The following is a 13951-nucleotide window of genomic DNA, read 5'->3' on the forward strand; positions in this document are numbered from 1 at the left end:
GCACGGCTTTGATACGGTCACGGACGCGCCCATCACGAGTCGTATCGTGCATCAATTCAAGCGCTTCTTTTTGGGCATCTGTCAGGGTAATTTTCATGGCGCGATTTTGATCTGATAGGAATGAAAAATCAAGCATCTTCAATGACGATGGGTATATTCGGTTATTACGTCATTACAGATTTATACGTAGTGTATAGATATATTAAGTATCAGGCACCAAGCGTAGCACCTCCATCAATGACAATATCCTGTAACGTGATGTGACTTGCTTGCTCAGAGGCTAAGAACAGAATGACATTAGCTATTTCATCGGGTTGTGCGATTTTCCCGAGTGGAATGCCCAGTTTAAATTGTTCGGTAATGCCGTGAATCAAACGCTGATGCGCTATGTCACCATTGAGCATCCCTTCCAGCATTGGGGTTAACGTGGAACCCGGCGAAACAATGTTACATCGTACCCCAAATGGTGCCAGTTCAAGCCCCACACTCAGGCACAGGCTGCGCATTGCTGCTTTAGACGCACAATAAACTGCCATATTCACGCGCGGTACATGGGCGGCGTTAGAGACTATCGAAACGATATTACCACTGCGCTGACGCTGGAAATGTGGAATGAGTATTTTAAACAGATTAAATGCTGCACCAGCATTAACGTTGATTGAGCTTTCCCAGTCTTCACGGCTTAACGTTTCTGCTGAGCCAAGACGCAAAATTCCTGCGCCATTAACCAGTACATCCAGCCCGTTTTCCTTCAGCAGTGGAGGGCAGATTTTTTGCACCGAACCATCGTCACTGACATCCAGAATGAGCGTCTCAAACGGCATTGAATCGGGGAACTTGAGATCGAATCCTAAAACCTTAGCTCCTGCTTCGTGAAAGCGGAGAGCTGTGTGGTAACCGATACCGCTCCCGGCTCCCGTCACCCAGACGGATTTTCCCTTGAAGCTATTCATCTCGCCTCCAACTCGCCGTTCAGTAATACGAGCCAGTTTCGCAATGTTGGTTGTTTCATTAAGGAGGTAAAATCAAGCTCGTACCCTTCCTGCCGGCGTTTGGAGACGAAAGACATCATGCGTAGCGAGTCTAAACCATAATCAAGCAAGTTTTCGTCATCATTGATGTCGCACACATCTTCATCCAGTGTGGATTGCAGTATGGTAAGCAAACGGTCTCGATCCCATTTATTTTCTGTTGCGGGAGAATCGAGTGCCGATAATGCCATATCGGTACTCAACACTTGTCCGGAACGGCCAGCAGTGTAGCGTAGCGCCATCATGTGCTCTTCCCGGCTGAAGTCTGCCAGTGCATCGCTTACCATAAACGCCTGTATATCACGCATAAAGGCGTCAGTAGCCGTAGTCAGGCAGCCGATATGAGCATACACGCCACAGATCATAAGCTGGTCGCGCTGACGTTCTTTCAGATGAGTTTCCAAATCAGAGCGCTGAAACGCGCTGTAGCGCCACTTCACCAGCACAGTATCCTGTTGTTCGGGGGCCAGTGCTGCCGCGATTTTTTGCTGTTCTGGATAGCGGTTCAGCCCCGGTCCCCACATATCATTCAATAACGCTCGCTCGACGTCACTCTGTTGGTCCGGCTGAGCTGTATAAAACACTGGGATGCCAAGTTCATGGCAACGGGCACGCAGAATAACAATGTTGTTAATAACCTGCTGAACCATTTTGCTTTCTTTTCCCCAAAAGTTGAGGAAATATTCCTGCATATCGTGAATCAGCAGAGCGGCACGCTGCGGCTCTAACTGCCATTCCACTTTATTTGCAGGTAAGGTGGCCTCATCGGGCAGGGTATAATCCTGAAGTTTAGGAATGCTCATGGTTTATTTTCTCAATTTTCTAAGGCGGCGCCGGCAAGTGCTCGTAACGCCTGTTTATTAATTTTTCCTACCGGAGTAAGCGGTAGTTTAGGCAGACTTTCGAAACGATCGGGGATTTTGTAGTCGGCAATACCCTGTTCTCGCAACCAGCGACGGAACACCACTGGTTTTACCGATTCATGCTCGCGCGTCACTACATATGCGCAAGTTTTTTCACCCATCAGAGGGTCAGGAATAGCAACCAATGCGGCGTATACCACTGCTGGATGGCGCAGCAGAAGGTGTTCAACCTCTTCAGCGGCAATTTTTTCACCGCCACGATTTATCTGATCCTTCTCGCGCCCAACGACTTTCAGATATCCGCCGGGAAGCTGAATAACTACGTCACCGGAGCAATAAAATCCGTGGCTGTCGAACACCGTTTGGTTATGTTCCGGGCTTCGGTAATAGCCCCGAAAAGTGTATGGGCCTCTGGTCATCAATAATCCCGGTTCTCCGAGCGGAACCGGGAGACCTTCCTGATTTGCGACCCATACCTCATCATCCTCGCTGATGGGGCGTCCCTGAGTGGTGAAGGTATGTGTATCGTCATCATCTAGTCGGGTGTAGTTCACCAGGCCTTCCGCCATACCAAATACCTGTTGGAGCTGGCAACCCAGTTCTGCTGGAATGCGTCTGGCCAGTGTTTCTCCCAGAGGAGCACCGCCGACCAGCATGACCTCCAGACTGGAGAGTTCCTTGGCGTGGCCTCTGAGATTGGTATACTCCAGCCAGATGCTGACCGCGGGTGGCACTAGGGCGACAAGATTGATTTGATGACGTTCTATAGCCGGGAAACACCCATCCGGACTTGGATCGGGAACGAGAATAACCTGACCGCCCGCATAGAATACGCCCAAAGCTCCCGGTGAACTCATAGGGTAGTTATGTGCAGCAGGCAGTGCACAGAGATATCGGGTTTTACTGCTTACGTTGCAGATCGGGTTGCTGGCGCGGATACTGTAATAATAGTCATTGTGGGTGCGTGGGATCAGCTTGGGGGTGCCAGTACTGCCGCCGGAAAGCTGGAAAAATGCGACCTCATCTGCCGGAGTTGGCGTTGGAGTGAAGTCGCCCGGCTCTTCCGATATCAGACGTGAAAGCGAGTGGTCTGAATCTGTATGGTGAAGCACGACTATATTCAGTTCCGGGCATTTATCGATTAGGCGATCAATAAGAACATCATCATGAAACTGGCGATGTTGGCGATCGGCAATGAGTATTTGGGGCTTAATTTGGAGCGCATACGCGGTTAATTCGCTGCTTTGATGGCTATAAAGCGCGTTCACAGGTACGACACCCAGACGTAATAAGGCAAAAAAGACGATATAAAATTCAGCCTCGTTGCCGAGCTGAACCAGCGCAGTTTGTCCCTGACGCACACCGCGTCGGTGCAGAGAAGCGGCTAATCGGTTTACTGACTCATTAAGCTCGCGGTAGCTCCAGCTCCGCTCAGCGCAAAACAGTGCTTTGGCATCGTTCTCGCAGTGAATATCAAGAATATCGCTCAATGGACGGTCAATCCAATATCCCTTCAAGCGATAGCGTTCAGCCAGATCCTGAGGCCAGCGGTTGAATTCAATCATAATGTCTGCTCCTGTTGCGTCGCAAAGCCAAGTGCGCTCAGCATGGTGTTAAATTTGGTACGGGTTTCCATCCATTCATTTTCCGGAACAGAGTCTGGAACGATGCCGGCACCGGCGAATAGCTCAATCTGATGAGATCGAACTTTACCGCAGCGGATCGCCACGACCCATTCCCCATCTCCGTGGGCATCGCACCAGCCGACGATACCGCCAAACCAGCCGCGATCGAATGGTTCCAGCTCGCCGATCAGATTGCGGGATGAGGTATAAGGAGCGCCGCACAATGCAGGAGTGGGGTGAAGTAAGCAGGCAAGTGATAGAGCAGTCTCGCGATCATCGGCCAGTGTCCCCTGAATTTCAGTAGCGAGATGCCAGAGTGTAGGTGTGCTGAGTAGCGAAGGTTCAGGAATAGCCAGAGAATTGCAGAGATCTGTTAGTTGACGACGGATAGCTTCCGTGACCACCAGATGCTCATGGCGATCCTTTACGGAGGCTAACAGCTTTTCTCTGGCCTTTTGATCACTGGCGTTATTCTCGCCCCGTCGCGCAGAACCTGCAAGAGGGCAGGAGCACAGGGTATTCCCCTCTTTACGTAGCAGCAGTTCAGGGCTGGCACCAATCAGAGTGCCATCCATCAACGGCAAGTGAAAGTTATAGCTTTGTGGATTCTGTCTGTTGAGTTGTAGCCACAGGTTCAGTGCACTCAGAGGGGGAATGCTTTCAATCTGTAGCAGGCGCGATAACACCACTTTATCGAGCGCACCAATGCGCAGAGGATTCAGCGCACTTTCCACCATGGCGCAATACGCATCGTGATCCGGAATGAAGTGAGCCTGGCCCTCCACCTGCACCGGAGAATCGGAGAGGTTAAAGGCATAGCGATCGAACCAATGACAGGTTTGTGGAATGAACAGCGAGCAAGGTTGGCGTTTATCAAAAGGAATAGCTCCTACGACAATAGGATTTTCTACTCCGGACTGCTGAGCCTGACGAAGCTGCTGCTGTACTTTTTGCTGGAACTCGCTTTCGACATGATGTCCGGATGAGGCCGGAAGTGTCAAAGTGGCGAAGCATCCCCGGGCGAGCAGACTTTTATGAGGTGACAGAAATATGAAGTCATCTTCTTGCAACGTAAGTGGCAGAAGGTTGTTGACGATACCAGACAAAATCAGGTCCCTCTTGTTAGTATAATGGTCAGTTTTTTCTCCATACCGGAGAGGAGGAAAATACCGCTGGCAAAGAAAATGCCAACCGCCAGTAGTGTCGGATACCAGATGTTATCTGTTATAGCTGGCTGTGGAGAAAATGCTGCGGCAAAAGTAGGGGAAACACGCCTCTTTACGGAAATTTTCAGCGCTGAGGTTGTAACTCTCACGATGCTAATCCCTCGCTAACTACATACGCTCCGTCAGATAGAATAGATGTTGAAAACATCACCACCTGAATCCCAAATTTTTCGCATAGAGCGATGAGTTTCATCACAAGTTTTTTTCTTATCTTAAACATAATCAAACACCGTCTGACTTTGCCTTATAAAAATAATCTAATAACCATCAATTAATTTGTGCTGCTTACAGGCGGCGCTGGAAACCCAATTTGATAAAACATTTATCATGAAGAGGTATGATCTCCTGAAGAAGAAAACGCCACTACAATATTGCAAATAGAAATGATTATCAATATAATTATCATTATTGATTATTTGCTGTTTTTGTGTCAAAACGGTTCTGTTGTATTAAGTGAATCATCCTGAGCTGTTATGCTGTGGTAAATTTGGATATCCCGCCAAAAAGTAAAAAGACCGCACTAGGCGGCCTTTAACAAAAACGCGATTTAACCTAAAAATATTGAATTTAATTCAATGTGTTAGATCAATTTACATTAACCATACACTCACTCTTTCAATTGACACAGTAATCTACCGATATCGCCAGCGAAGGTAGTCTGGTGGGGCAGTTTATGGCGGCTTTCCGCAACCTGCTGCTCAATGTTGAAGATATCAAAGACGGTATCGAGCAGTCATTACCGCCACCTAATGCCCCGGCAACGGTCGCCAGAAAAGCGAAAAAAGGGATCACCTCGCCCGATAAGACGCTGGTGGATACTGGCAGCATGCAACGGGCGATTGATTATGAAGTCATTAAAGGCGGGGAATAAATCACGGTAGCCGAGTGGTTTCATTGTTATCATTGCGTGACCTAACGAAAGGAAACGACAATGAAATTTAAATTTGCATTAGTAACGTTACTTATGATGAGTGTTAGCAATGTTTTTGCAGCCCCTGTTTTAGATAACAAAGTATTGCGCTCTAAAATCCTTGTAGAACGGAAAAAACTGAGTACTTGTTTGGTTGAGCATGTCAAACAAGAAGCTATAGGTACTCAGAAAGCGGCAACCAAAATTGCTTCGGAAGCGGTTGAGCTTTGCTCTGAGTACTTTCAGTCGGTAGAGGATGTCAATGTCGAGGCATTCAAAGCCACATATTCAGAGCCTGATTATGAAGATGTTGTCGAATGGTTAGAGGCCATGAAGGAAGGTAATATCTTTAAAAACAAAAATATTATGCTAGGGGAAATGGCCGCGACAGTCATCATGGTGCGCAAAAAACACGCCAGAGATAACCCATAATCAGTGTAACATTTTAGTATCTAACGCCGCCTCGTGCGGCTTTTTGTATTTCAAAGGTGAGAAATGATTAATGTCAGAACTATCGCCAATAACCTCATTACCACCGTTAACCCGAATATCAGCGCGGTTCTGCTCACAAATGAGGGCTACACAGTCACTGATTCCGGCAAGCAGACCCTCAAATATATCGAGCATGACATCACCGTGCAGCTCCAAAGTCTCAGTACGCAGGATTTGGAGCATCTAGGGGTGATTAACCAACAGGGCCAGTACATCTACGCTTATGCCCGGGGGCAAATCTCCGCCATCCGGCGCACCAAGCAGAAAGGCTCTGACCGGATAAAATTCGCCGCTTACGGGGAAAATGAAGCCTCTGAGTGGAATGTCACCGAGGTGATTGAATCTTACCCGACATGGGTCAAGGTGCTGCTATGGCGACAATAACAGTCACGCATGACGATATTTTTACGGAGGTGCGAAAGTACCTTATTGCCCTGTTTTCGTGTGATGTGATGCAGGGGTATCAGAATGACGTGCCAGTTGCTGAAGGCGGTAGCCTGACCGGAGGTACCAGTGGTAAAAAATTGCTGGACGGCACCAGCTACAAATTCAACATGATCACCAACGGCGCAGAGGAAATCGCATAATGTCACTGTTAAACTCCAAGACCATTACCATTGAATCAGGCCGTGATGCGGGCAAGACCTTTGTGATTACGGAAATGCCGATAGTCAAAGCCGATGACTGGGCGATGCGTGCCCTGTTTACGATTGCCAATGGCGGTGTGGATATCCAGTTAGTCAATATACTAATAAATATTACCCTAATTAAGGTAATAGTGAGCGGATGGAATTACTGATATATTTCGGGGAATGACAATGAATTCATAAGGGAATATGCATGTCCTTACTGGAAGAAATGCTTTTTAATATCGTGTGGCTGGGTATATTTGGCTGGGCTTTTTGGTTTATTTCCATTCCAATGATAGCTGTTTTCATATTTATGGCCAGTAGAAAGAAAACCGGTAGAGCTGGGAAAATTATATGTTCAATATGTGCTCTGTTATTTTTATTGCCAATGTTATCACTCCCATTTGCTGCATCTGATTTTGGCATTTTCCCACCATCAATGGATTAGACAATTTAACCACCAAAAACCAGCCTCGCTCAATGCGGGGTTTTTTTACGCCTTCTTTAATGCGGCTTTAATCAAATTAAATTAACCATATAGGTGATAATATGAACACTTTTAACTGCAATGAAGGAAGATTTATGACAATCACCTATAACGATATCCGTGAGAAAACGGCGAAGGTTAAAGAAGAACGCGAAGCAAAAATCAACCTGATTTACTCTGAAGCTTTTGTGCTGATTGAGGCATATAAGCACTCACTAGGGTTGAAAAAAGATGATGTCTGGTTCAATTTAAATGGGGAACCCAAGCCGTATGTTATGACAGGCCTTCTTGGTGACGAACAATTCCAAAAATTACCGTTAACAAGCATAGAGTTGACACCTGAATACCATCTTAAATTTATTATTGGGACAGTGACTGATGACACGCCCAGAGGTGGCAGCGCCTCATTAGTAGAAATAGAGCTTTTTGTTGACGGTCATCAGATGACTGCCAAAGTGGGAGCAGGAAGCAAGAAATTCCCAATCTTTGATGGTGACAGAACCAATATCTGCGATGCCATTAAAGATGAAGTAATGATGATGATTAATGATGCTAATTTCAGAGGATAGATATCCTTAATCTCATACCGGGCTGCCACAGGCGGCCTTTTTTTACGCCCAAAGGAGAGCTAAATGGCTACCGAGATTAAAAACCTGCTTAAAACAGGAAGAATGCGTAAGTTTGTGGGTGTCAAAACAGTGAGAAGCATCGTGAACATCCAGTTTAACAGTGCGCTTGCAACCGAGAGCCCCTGAAGAAACCGGAAGTGATTAAGTGCTGGGTCTTTCAGGAGAACAGTGGAAGTTAGCTTGTTGTCCATCCCTTCTCTATAGGCTGCCTCGTGCAGCCTTTTTTTATGTATCGATAACCGTTCTGAAAGGTGATAAATTAAAAATGTAAATTATTGATTTATAAGGTTATAACTTTTTAACCCCTGTTTTGTAACCCGTTGTAACCGATAAAAGGTTACATAGGAATTTTTTATTATCAGTAGGTTATAGGCTATTTTGGGTGGGTGTAACCGTTGTAACCGTTTTCCGAAGGGGTGGGGGAAATCGGGAATTACGTTCAGCCTTTCTTTTGCCTGTTGATAGTTTTCATTAAGCCTTCATCAGCAATATTTCTGAATAAGTGCAAAGTCAGTAAATCTGTCAATAACAGAGCCAGAATTGACTGTTATTTCATCTCTTTTATCAATATTGAGAATTTATGGGAGGGGTTCGGAAAAGCGTTACAAACGTTACAAAAGCATTACTTTGCCGTTACGTGTAACGGTTTTCCAAAGGGGGAAATAGGAAATCAGGTTCAGGCATAATGCAGGTGATATAGTGACTTTTCTGTATTCATTATCGACAATATTAGCTCTTGCGCTAACTTAGCTTAAAGGCTAATATTTGATAATTGAAAAGGGGAGAGCAATGTTTGAAATCAAGTTTCATGATGCTTTTAGGGAAGAGTTAAAATCACTACCTGATTCACTGGAATTGCGCATGGTTGCGTTAATGAAGCGGTTGAGAGAAAACCCGACCAGCCTGAGAGAGTCACATTCAAAATCAATGGAAGGATATAAAGGACTGTTTGAACTAAGAGCAAAAGCGAAAGACGGCATAGCCCGAAGTTTCTTTTGTTATGCCAAAGGGAAACGGATCTATCTGTTGCGGTGTTTTGTAAAGAAAACAGATGCCACTCCCCCGAATGAAATCAGAATAGCCCTTTCGCGAAAAAGTGAAATGACAGAACAGTATGGCGATTAAGAGGAATGATTATGCGTGATGATTTAGATCTCTATATTGAAGAAAGAACCCAAGAAAACCCCCGCTTCAAAGCGGCGTTAGCGGAAGAAGAAAAAGCGTTAGAGTTAACGATTGAAATGCAGAATATGCTGGCTGAATGGCGGAGAAATGCCGGGCTGACCAGTGCGCAGGTCGCTGAAAGAATGGGTATCAAACCCCCGACTGTATCCAGAATTGAAAAGAATATTGTTAAAGCGTCCATTGATACACTCAGCCGTTATGCGCGTGCCTGTGGTGTTGATGATATCAAGATATCTTTATAAGGCCTGTTGTTTGTATCGGGTGCCAGCTCCGTGCCTGACAATGAAAAGGTGGGGGAGATCCCCGCCCCTGCGTGCTCAGTTTCAGCTCAGAAACCGTCAAATTCATCAAATGCTTTTTTCATGTTAACGCCCTTAAATACCTTCCGTTTCACTGAATGTGAGTCAGGATAAAAACATCTCTCACAGGTCGCCTGCCGTTAAATCGATAAGCCTTTTTTCATCACGCAAAAATACGCAACATTGCACAATTTTTTTGACACGCCAACCCTACGCAAGACCAGTTCCGGCAAGGTCTCTCCGCCGATGCACAACTGCACAAAAACACACCCTTTTTGTGTGCGGGCGAGGCGGGGGAGCAAGCGCGCGCAAAGGGGGTGGAGAGACACATTTTCTCAGGGAGCGTGACAATCAGAAACAGTGCCACCACATCGCACCCATGCGCCATTACAGCGTATTGGGTTTGTCATTCGGGTAATGCGATAGAAAATAAAGAAAAACGCACACCGCGCGATGGAGTGAGGAGACTCAGCTCCGTGTGCATGGATAGAATGAGTTGAGATGATTATGACTTGCCAGTCAGGGCATCCAGTAACGCATAAGGCGCAAAGCGTACCACTTCCTGCCCAACCCAATCGTTAACCGATTTCAGGCTCTCCATAATGGGGGTGAGTTCATTAATGGCAAACACTTTTGCGGCTTTCTCCACGTCGCCAAAGTTACCGCCGTTTGAGGGAGAAAAGCCCATCAGTTGTGGCGGAACGCGGTGCATGGCAAGCAGATCATCGCGGGTCGCTTCCTTGATATTGGTAAACTCATCCTTAGCACTGATCTGACTGAACGGCAGGATTTGCAGGCCGTCTTTCTTGCCGTTGGCCGCATACACAAACAGGTTCTTGAAAGCGCCATCCCGCCGGGATTTTTACAGGGAGGCTTTCAGGTTATTGACGCCTTTCAGATCGGCCAGTGGATCGGTCAGGTAGACAATCACCCCGGCATGACTGCCGTTCTCGTAATAATTCATGCGGAAGGTATGGACTTGATCCAAACGAAGATCCTACTGCCATGAATATCGAACGTGAAAAGATGAACGGTATTTTCCATGATATCACTGAAGCCGTGGGAGAAATGCAAGCCTTTGGTGCAGCACAATAGAGCAGTGATGCACAACCTTATCCTCTGCGGGCGCTGGTTTATCACAAGCAGAAAGTCTGGCAATCACGTATTGAGAACAACAAAGAAGAACCAAAAGCAGGAAATGCATGGGTAGAATTAAAAGCTGACCTGACTGCCGCTGATGTGGGAGCCTATAGCAAAAATGAATCGGATGCTCTTTTTCAGCCGAAAGGAAACTATGCGCTAAAAGATGAAAGTTATACTAAGTCGGAATCTGATGCTAAGTACCAACTAGCAGGTAATTACGCAGTACGTGGGGAAAGTTACACGAAAGAGGAGTCGGATAATAAATACCAATTGCGAGGTAATTATCAACCAGCAGGTAATTATGCAGTTAGAGGGGAATGTTATACTAGAGGTCAGAGTGATAGCAGATATCAAAGGATAGGAACTATTGGTAATGGTTATTTTAGAACTATATGGCAAGGTTGTTTATTGAAAGCAAATCCAGTGAACGTAGGGATGGATATACGTGGAAAACATTGTTATTTTAAAGGGAACCTCTAAAAACTATCCCATGAAAAATAAGATCAATCTTGTTCCTATCCGTAATAAAATTGACCCTATTGAGTGTGACGCTTTCTGACTTTTTCAAGGATTAAAAGGCATGAATACCCGATTTTCCAAAATAAACCAAACGTTGTAAATCATAGCAGGTCACCATTAACATCATCGTGAAATTAGCCCGCAGTTGACCTATCGTCCGGATGAATTTTTCTCCCATCTGGGTGAGTGAACCAAAGATATGTTCTACTCGTGCCCGAGTTCGCGAGATTTTCTTGTTACGCCCTTTCTGGCAGTTTGATAACGGGTTATTTCGTGATGCTTTTCTTTGAATATGTACACGATAGCCTTGTCTTTTCAGCGTCTGCTCACGCTGATGACTGGCATACCCTTTGTCCGCATAAATATCCCGACTCGTATTGGCCCTGTCCAAAACATCTTCAAAATACTGGCTGTCATGGGCAGAGGCAGTTCCTGTGGCGGTTTGACGAATGATTTTGTACTTGACATCGACATTAATCGTGAGTTTGTAGCCAAAATAATTTTTGCCGTGTTTTTTTGTCCAGGTGGCCTCCGTATCTTTCTGGCAGCGTTTGTTTTCCGTCCAATTATCCGGGGTTTTACCCTGACGGAGTTGTTCATTCTCTTCTTTCTTGTTGCGTTGCTTAGGAACCGGTATCAACGTGGCATCGATGATTTGACCACCGCGGGGAATGAATCCCTGTGCGGAGAGTTGATGTTTAGCTTCTTCAAATAAGGCATTGGCCCCTTCTTGTCCGAGACGTTTTTCGAAACACCAAATCGTGTTGCGATCCGGAATATTAATGACATCGGTCAAACGACAAAAACGTTGCCAGCTCATTCGGTCAAGTAATTGATATTCCATTTTTTCATCGGAAAGATTATGGAAATGTTTCAGGATAATGATGCGAACCATCACCTCCGTGGGGAACGGTGGGCGTCCGCCTTTAGGAGAAACAATGCGGGGCACCGCGCGGTCAACCGCCTCAGCGAGTGCCAAAAAATCGACATATTTATCAAGCGCAAGGAGTGGGTCGCCTAATTCATCTATTTTCTGACGATGATATTCGGCCGCCAATTTGTCTTTTTTCAAAGCAGAATGAGGTAAGAGCATGATGGCATTACCTTACAGAGATGTGTTCTGTTTGTATTTTACTCTGTTAGGCTGCTATGAACAGTTTTTAGAGGTTCCCTAAAGTAGGTACAGGTAATACAGGCACTTTTTATTATGTGTTAATGCCTCCAATTGAAGGTATTTTAATTCATGTTCATCAAGGTTCTGCTGGGTATTGTGAATTTATTACTGAAGGTGGAGGTAGGTATTTACGTGCTATTTATCAAGAATGGGGAGATATAACAGAGATAAAAATCATTGATTGAGCTATACCAATCGTCATTGAAGATGCTTGATTTCTTATTCAAACCCGATCAGGCTTGCAGCCATGAAAATTCATCTGACACCAGAACAAAAACGTGCCCTCGAATTAATGCATGATACCACTCGCGACAGCCGAGTCTGTGATCGCATTAAGGCGGTGCTTTTGGCCTCAGAAGGCTGGACTGCTCAGATGATTGCACAGGCCTTGCGTATTCATGAAAGTACGGTAAACCGTCATCTAAAAGATTTTATCGCTCAGGAAAAGCTCACCCCAGAAAATGGCGGCTCTGAAAGCCATCTCTCTGCCGAACAAAGCGCCGACCTGATTGATTATTTAACGACAAACTTGATGCATACCATCGTCCAAATTGTGGCTTATGTCCAAGCACGTTGGCAGGTGTCTTTCAGCGTGGGCGGAATGACGAAATGGCTTCACCGTCAGGGTTTCAGCTACAAAAAACTTTTTTCATGTCACTTTGCCAGAAAAAGCGAAAGAACTGACGACTCGACTGACTGACAATTTTCAGATTTTAAAACCTGCATCTTCAAGTTAGATTGGTATATAAGTTAAATGGGGTTGTGTAATAATGACCTGTTTGCTCAGGTCATTAAATAAATTTACTTAAGTTTAAACATTATCATGGTTTTATTCTTTCAACCCAGCTGCGAATAAATATTCTCCATAAAAGAGCTCTTATTTTTACCTTTAAATTTCTATTTTCATATTGATCATTAAAAAAATCAATTCTCTTTTGAAGTGTTATGGATCTATCATCTTCTAAAGTGGATTTTATTGATAAATCAGTAGCAGTGATAATCGGTGGGATAACAGCTTTGATTTTTACAATGCCACGTTCTTGCATGAACCTCCACTTATCTGCTTCAATCCAAACGGGATTCAAAAACTTCACCAATTTTTTAGCGGCTACGTTATTAATGATATATCCGTAAGCATAATCAGCATCAATTACATCAACTAAAAAATATTTAGGAGATAGTTTTTTTTTGAAACTATCTATGTATTCATTCGTAATGCTTAGTAAATAAATTAGCGGGGTGTTTTTGTTTTTTAAATTATAATTGCAAATTGAATTATAAATGTTTGTGATTTCCTTACTTAAGTTTACGTCGTCTTCTAATATCAAGGCAACATCTAAATTTTCACTGATTATTTTTTCATATACCTTTAAGTGACTGAGAGAGCAGCCAAGTACTCCGTGAGTCAGGCCATTATCATGGAAGTTTCTACAAAATTTATTTATCTCTGTGTCAGATAGATTCTTACCATTAATAGCTTCTATAAATTGAATCTGTAATCCTAAAGTTTCTGCTTGCTTTTTTATTGATTCTCTTCTTTCTGTATCTTTTGCAAGATTTATCACAAAAATATTCATTTTTTTATATTCTGGAAGTGGCAGCCTATTTCAAAATTATAGTAGATAAATAAAAAGTGGTTAGGGGCTGTGGATGTTTTGTGAGGGGAATTGGAACGGCATGATGATCTGGTATCCTTGTTTTCGCCAAAAAACCGTTACCTTGAGAACATCATGCCAAGA

Annotated in this window: 19 protein-coding genes and 2 pseudogenes; 13 read left to right on the plus strand and 8 right to left on the minus strand. The window is 44.6% G+C overall.

All coding sequences use genetic code 11. The features are described from left to right. Positions 1-209: 209 nt before the first annotated feature. The 5 genes from dhbA to Xsto_RS18995 all read right to left on the minus strand — a co-directional run bounded on the left by dhbA (position 210) and on the right by Xsto_RS18995 (position 4834). A complete protein-coding gene (gene dhbA, locus Xsto_RS18975; protein ID WP_099126082.1) occupies positions 210-953 on the minus strand; it encodes a 2,3-dihydro-2,3-dihydroxybenzoate dehydrogenase in 744 nt (247 codons plus the stop codon). Continuing rightward, positions 950-1834: an isochorismatase family protein gene (locus Xsto_RS18980; RefSeq protein WP_099126083.1), complete on the minus strand. Its 885-nt coding sequence runs from the start codon at positions 1832-1834 to the stop codon at positions 950-952. The genes dhbA and Xsto_RS18980 overlap by 4 nt, the downstream gene beginning before the upstream one ends. 11 nt (positions 1835-1845) lie before the next feature. Next, complete coding sequence (locus Xsto_RS18985; RefSeq protein WP_099126084.1) at positions 1846-3462, minus strand: (2,3-dihydroxybenzoyl)adenylate synthase; 1617 nt, start codon at positions 3460-3462, stop codon at positions 1846-1848. After that, complete coding sequence (locus tag Xsto_RS18990) at positions 3456-4520, minus strand: isochorismate synthase (RefSeq protein ID WP_339955574.1); 1065 nt, start codon at positions 4518-4520, stop codon at positions 3456-3458. The genes Xsto_RS18985 and Xsto_RS18990 overlap by 7 nt, the downstream gene beginning before the upstream one ends. A 107-nt stretch (positions 4521-4627) precedes the next feature. Then, the gene (locus Xsto_RS18995) at positions 4628-4834 is read right to left on the minus strand and encodes a hypothetical protein (protein ID WP_099109769.1); all 207 of its coding nucleotides are present in this window, start codon (positions 4832-4834) and stop codon (positions 4628-4630) included. 572 nt (positions 4835-5406) lie between these two features. On the opposite strand from Xsto_RS18995, the gene Xsto_RS19000 reads away from it, so the two are divergent. The 10 genes from Xsto_RS19000 (at position 5407) to Xsto_RS19040 (ending at position 9319) form a co-directional block, all read left to right on the plus strand. Then, positions 5407-5616 (plus strand): hypothetical protein, encoded by a 210-nt coding sequence (locus Xsto_RS19000; protein ID WP_141554542.1) that lies wholly within the window; start codon positions 5407-5409, stop codon positions 5614-5616. Between the two features lie 60 nt (positions 5617-5676). Next, the gene (locus tag Xsto_RS19005) at positions 5677-6087 is read left to right on the plus strand and encodes a hypothetical protein (RefSeq protein WP_099126087.1); all 411 of its coding nucleotides are present in this window, start codon (positions 5677-5679) and stop codon (positions 6085-6087) included. 63 nt (positions 6088-6150) lie between these two features. Further along, on the plus strand, positions 6151-6531 hold the full coding sequence (locus Xsto_RS19010; RefSeq protein ID WP_211284354.1) for a hypothetical protein: 381 nt from the start codon (positions 6151-6153) through the stop codon (positions 6529-6531). After that, positions 6519-6734 carry a hypothetical protein gene (locus Xsto_RS19015; protein WP_099126088.1) on the plus strand — a complete coding sequence of 72 codons (216 nt, stop codon included), beginning with the start codon at positions 6519-6521 and terminating at the stop codon, positions 6732-6734. Before Xsto_RS19010 ends, Xsto_RS19015 begins: the two co-directional genes overlap by 13 nt. Beyond that, on the plus strand, positions 6734-6946 hold the full coding sequence (locus Xsto_RS19020) for a hypothetical protein (protein ID WP_099126089.1): 213 nt from the start codon (positions 6734-6736) through the stop codon (positions 6944-6946). The genes Xsto_RS19015 and Xsto_RS19020 overlap by 1 nt, the downstream gene beginning before the upstream one ends. 41 nt (positions 6947-6987) lie before the next feature. Beyond that, complete coding sequence (locus Xsto_RS19025) at positions 6988-7224, plus strand: hypothetical protein (protein ID WP_099126090.1); 237 nt, start codon at positions 6988-6990, stop codon at positions 7222-7224. Between the two features lie 134 nt (positions 7225-7358). Beyond that, entirely contained in the window at positions 7359-7832 is a 474-nt protein-coding gene (locus tag Xsto_RS19030) for a hypothetical protein (RefSeq protein WP_099126091.1), read from the plus strand. Between the two features lie 63 nt (positions 7833-7895). After that, a complete protein-coding gene (locus Xsto_RS22625; protein WP_280176253.1) occupies positions 7896-8018 on the plus strand; it encodes a hypothetical protein in 123 nt (40 codons plus the stop codon). 663 nt (positions 8019-8681) lie between these two features. Continuing rightward, positions 8682-9017 (plus strand): type II toxin-antitoxin system RelE/ParE family toxin, encoded by a 336-nt coding sequence (locus Xsto_RS19035; RefSeq protein ID WP_099126092.1) that lies wholly within the window; start codon positions 8682-8684, stop codon positions 9015-9017. Between the two features lie 11 nt (positions 9018-9028). Further along, positions 9029-9319: a helix-turn-helix domain-containing protein gene (locus Xsto_RS19040; protein ID WP_099126093.1), complete on the plus strand. Its 291-nt coding sequence runs from the start codon at positions 9029-9031 to the stop codon at positions 9317-9319. A 562-nt stretch (positions 9320-9881) separates the two neighbouring features. Here Xsto_RS19040 and Xsto_RS19045 read toward each other — a convergent pair. After that, positions 9882-10346, minus strand: a pseudogene (locus Xsto_RS19045) (phage portal protein); the annotation flags it as partial. A gap of 269 nt (positions 10347-10615) precedes the next feature. On the opposite strand from Xsto_RS19045, the gene Xsto_RS19050 reads away from it, so the two are divergent. Next, positions 10616-10999, plus strand: coding sequence for a hypothetical protein (locus Xsto_RS19050; RefSeq protein WP_099126094.1), 384 nt, complete (start codon positions 10616-10618; stop codon positions 10997-10999). Positions 11000-11090: 91 nt separating this feature from the next. On the opposite strand, the gene Xsto_RS19055 is transcribed toward Xsto_RS19050, so the two are convergent. After that, positions 11091-12131: an IS5 family transposase gene (locus tag Xsto_RS19055; RefSeq protein ID WP_099126095.1), complete on the minus strand. Its 1041-nt coding sequence runs from the start codon at positions 12129-12131 to the stop codon at positions 11091-11093. 116 nt (positions 12132-12247) lie between these two features. Between Xsto_RS19055 and Xsto_RS21680 the strand changes: the two genes are divergently transcribed. Both Xsto_RS21680 and Xsto_RS19060 read left to right on the plus strand, forming a co-directional pair. Next, the gene (locus Xsto_RS21680; RefSeq protein ID WP_211284355.1) at positions 12248-12397 is read left to right on the plus strand and encodes a hypothetical protein; all 150 of its coding nucleotides are present in this window, start codon (positions 12248-12250) and stop codon (positions 12395-12397) included. A 62-nt stretch (positions 12398-12459) separates the two neighbouring features. Continuing rightward, positions 12460-12855 (plus strand): annotated as a pseudogene (locus Xsto_RS19060) (helix-turn-helix domain-containing protein); the annotation flags it as partial. A gap of 178 nt (positions 12856-13033) precedes the next feature. Here the strand turns inward: Xsto_RS19060 and Xsto_RS19065 are convergent. Further along, on the minus strand, positions 13034-13789 hold the full coding sequence (locus Xsto_RS19065; RefSeq protein WP_099126096.1) for a glycosyltransferase family 25 protein: 756 nt from the start codon (positions 13787-13789) through the stop codon (positions 13034-13036). Positions 13790-13951 lie beyond the last annotated feature (162 nt).

The sequence above is a fragment of the Xenorhabdus stockiae genome (genome assembly GCF_002632825.1).
GTDB classification, from domain to species: Bacteria; Pseudomonadota; Gammaproteobacteria; order Enterobacterales; family Enterobacteriaceae; genus Xenorhabdus; species Xenorhabdus stockiae.

Coding starts and splice junctions, on each gene's coding strand:
- dhbA (WP_099126082.1), bottom strand. CDS start 953: ATGAATAGCTTCAAGGGAAAATCCGTCTGGGTGACGGGAGCCGGGAGC.
- Xsto_RS18980 (WP_099126083.1), bottom strand. CDS start 1,834: ATGAGCATTCCTAAACTTCAGGATTATACCCTGCCCGATGAGGCCACC.
- Xsto_RS19005 (WP_099126087.1), top strand. CDS start 5,677: ATGAAATTTAAATTTGCATTAGTAACGTTACTTATGATGAGTGTTAGC.
- Xsto_RS19010 (WP_211284354.1), top strand. CDS start 6,151: ATGATTAATGTCAGAACTATCGCCAATAACCTCATTACCACCGTTAAC.
- Xsto_RS19015 (WP_099126088.1), top strand. CDS start 6,519: ATGGCGACAATAACAGTCACGCATGACGATATTTTTACGGAGGTGCGA.
- Xsto_RS19020 (WP_099126089.1), top strand. CDS start 6,734: ATGTCACTGTTAAACTCCAAGACCATTACCATTGAATCAGGCCGTGAT.
- Xsto_RS19025 (WP_099126090.1), top strand. CDS start 6,988: ATGTCCTTACTGGAAGAAATGCTTTTTAATATCGTGTGGCTGGGTATA.
- Xsto_RS19030 (WP_099126091.1), top strand. CDS start 7,359: ATGACAATCACCTATAACGATATCCGTGAGAAAACGGCGAAGGTTAAA.
- Xsto_RS22625 (WP_280176253.1), top strand. CDS start 7,896: ATGGCTACCGAGATTAAAAACCTGCTTAAAACAGGAAGAATGCGTAAG.
- Xsto_RS19035 (WP_099126092.1), top strand. CDS start 8,682: ATGTTTGAAATCAAGTTTCATGATGCTTTTAGGGAAGAGTTAAAATCA.
- Xsto_RS19040 (WP_099126093.1), top strand. CDS start 9,029: ATGCGTGATGATTTAGATCTCTATATTGAAGAAAGAACCCAAGAAAAC.
- Xsto_RS19055 (WP_099126095.1), bottom strand. CDS start 12,131: ATGCTCTTACCTCATTCTGCTTTGAAAAAAGACAAATTGGCGGCCGAA.
- Xsto_RS19065 (WP_099126096.1), bottom strand. CDS start 13,789: ATGAATATTTTTGTGATAAATCTTGCAAAAGATACAGAAAGAAGAGAA.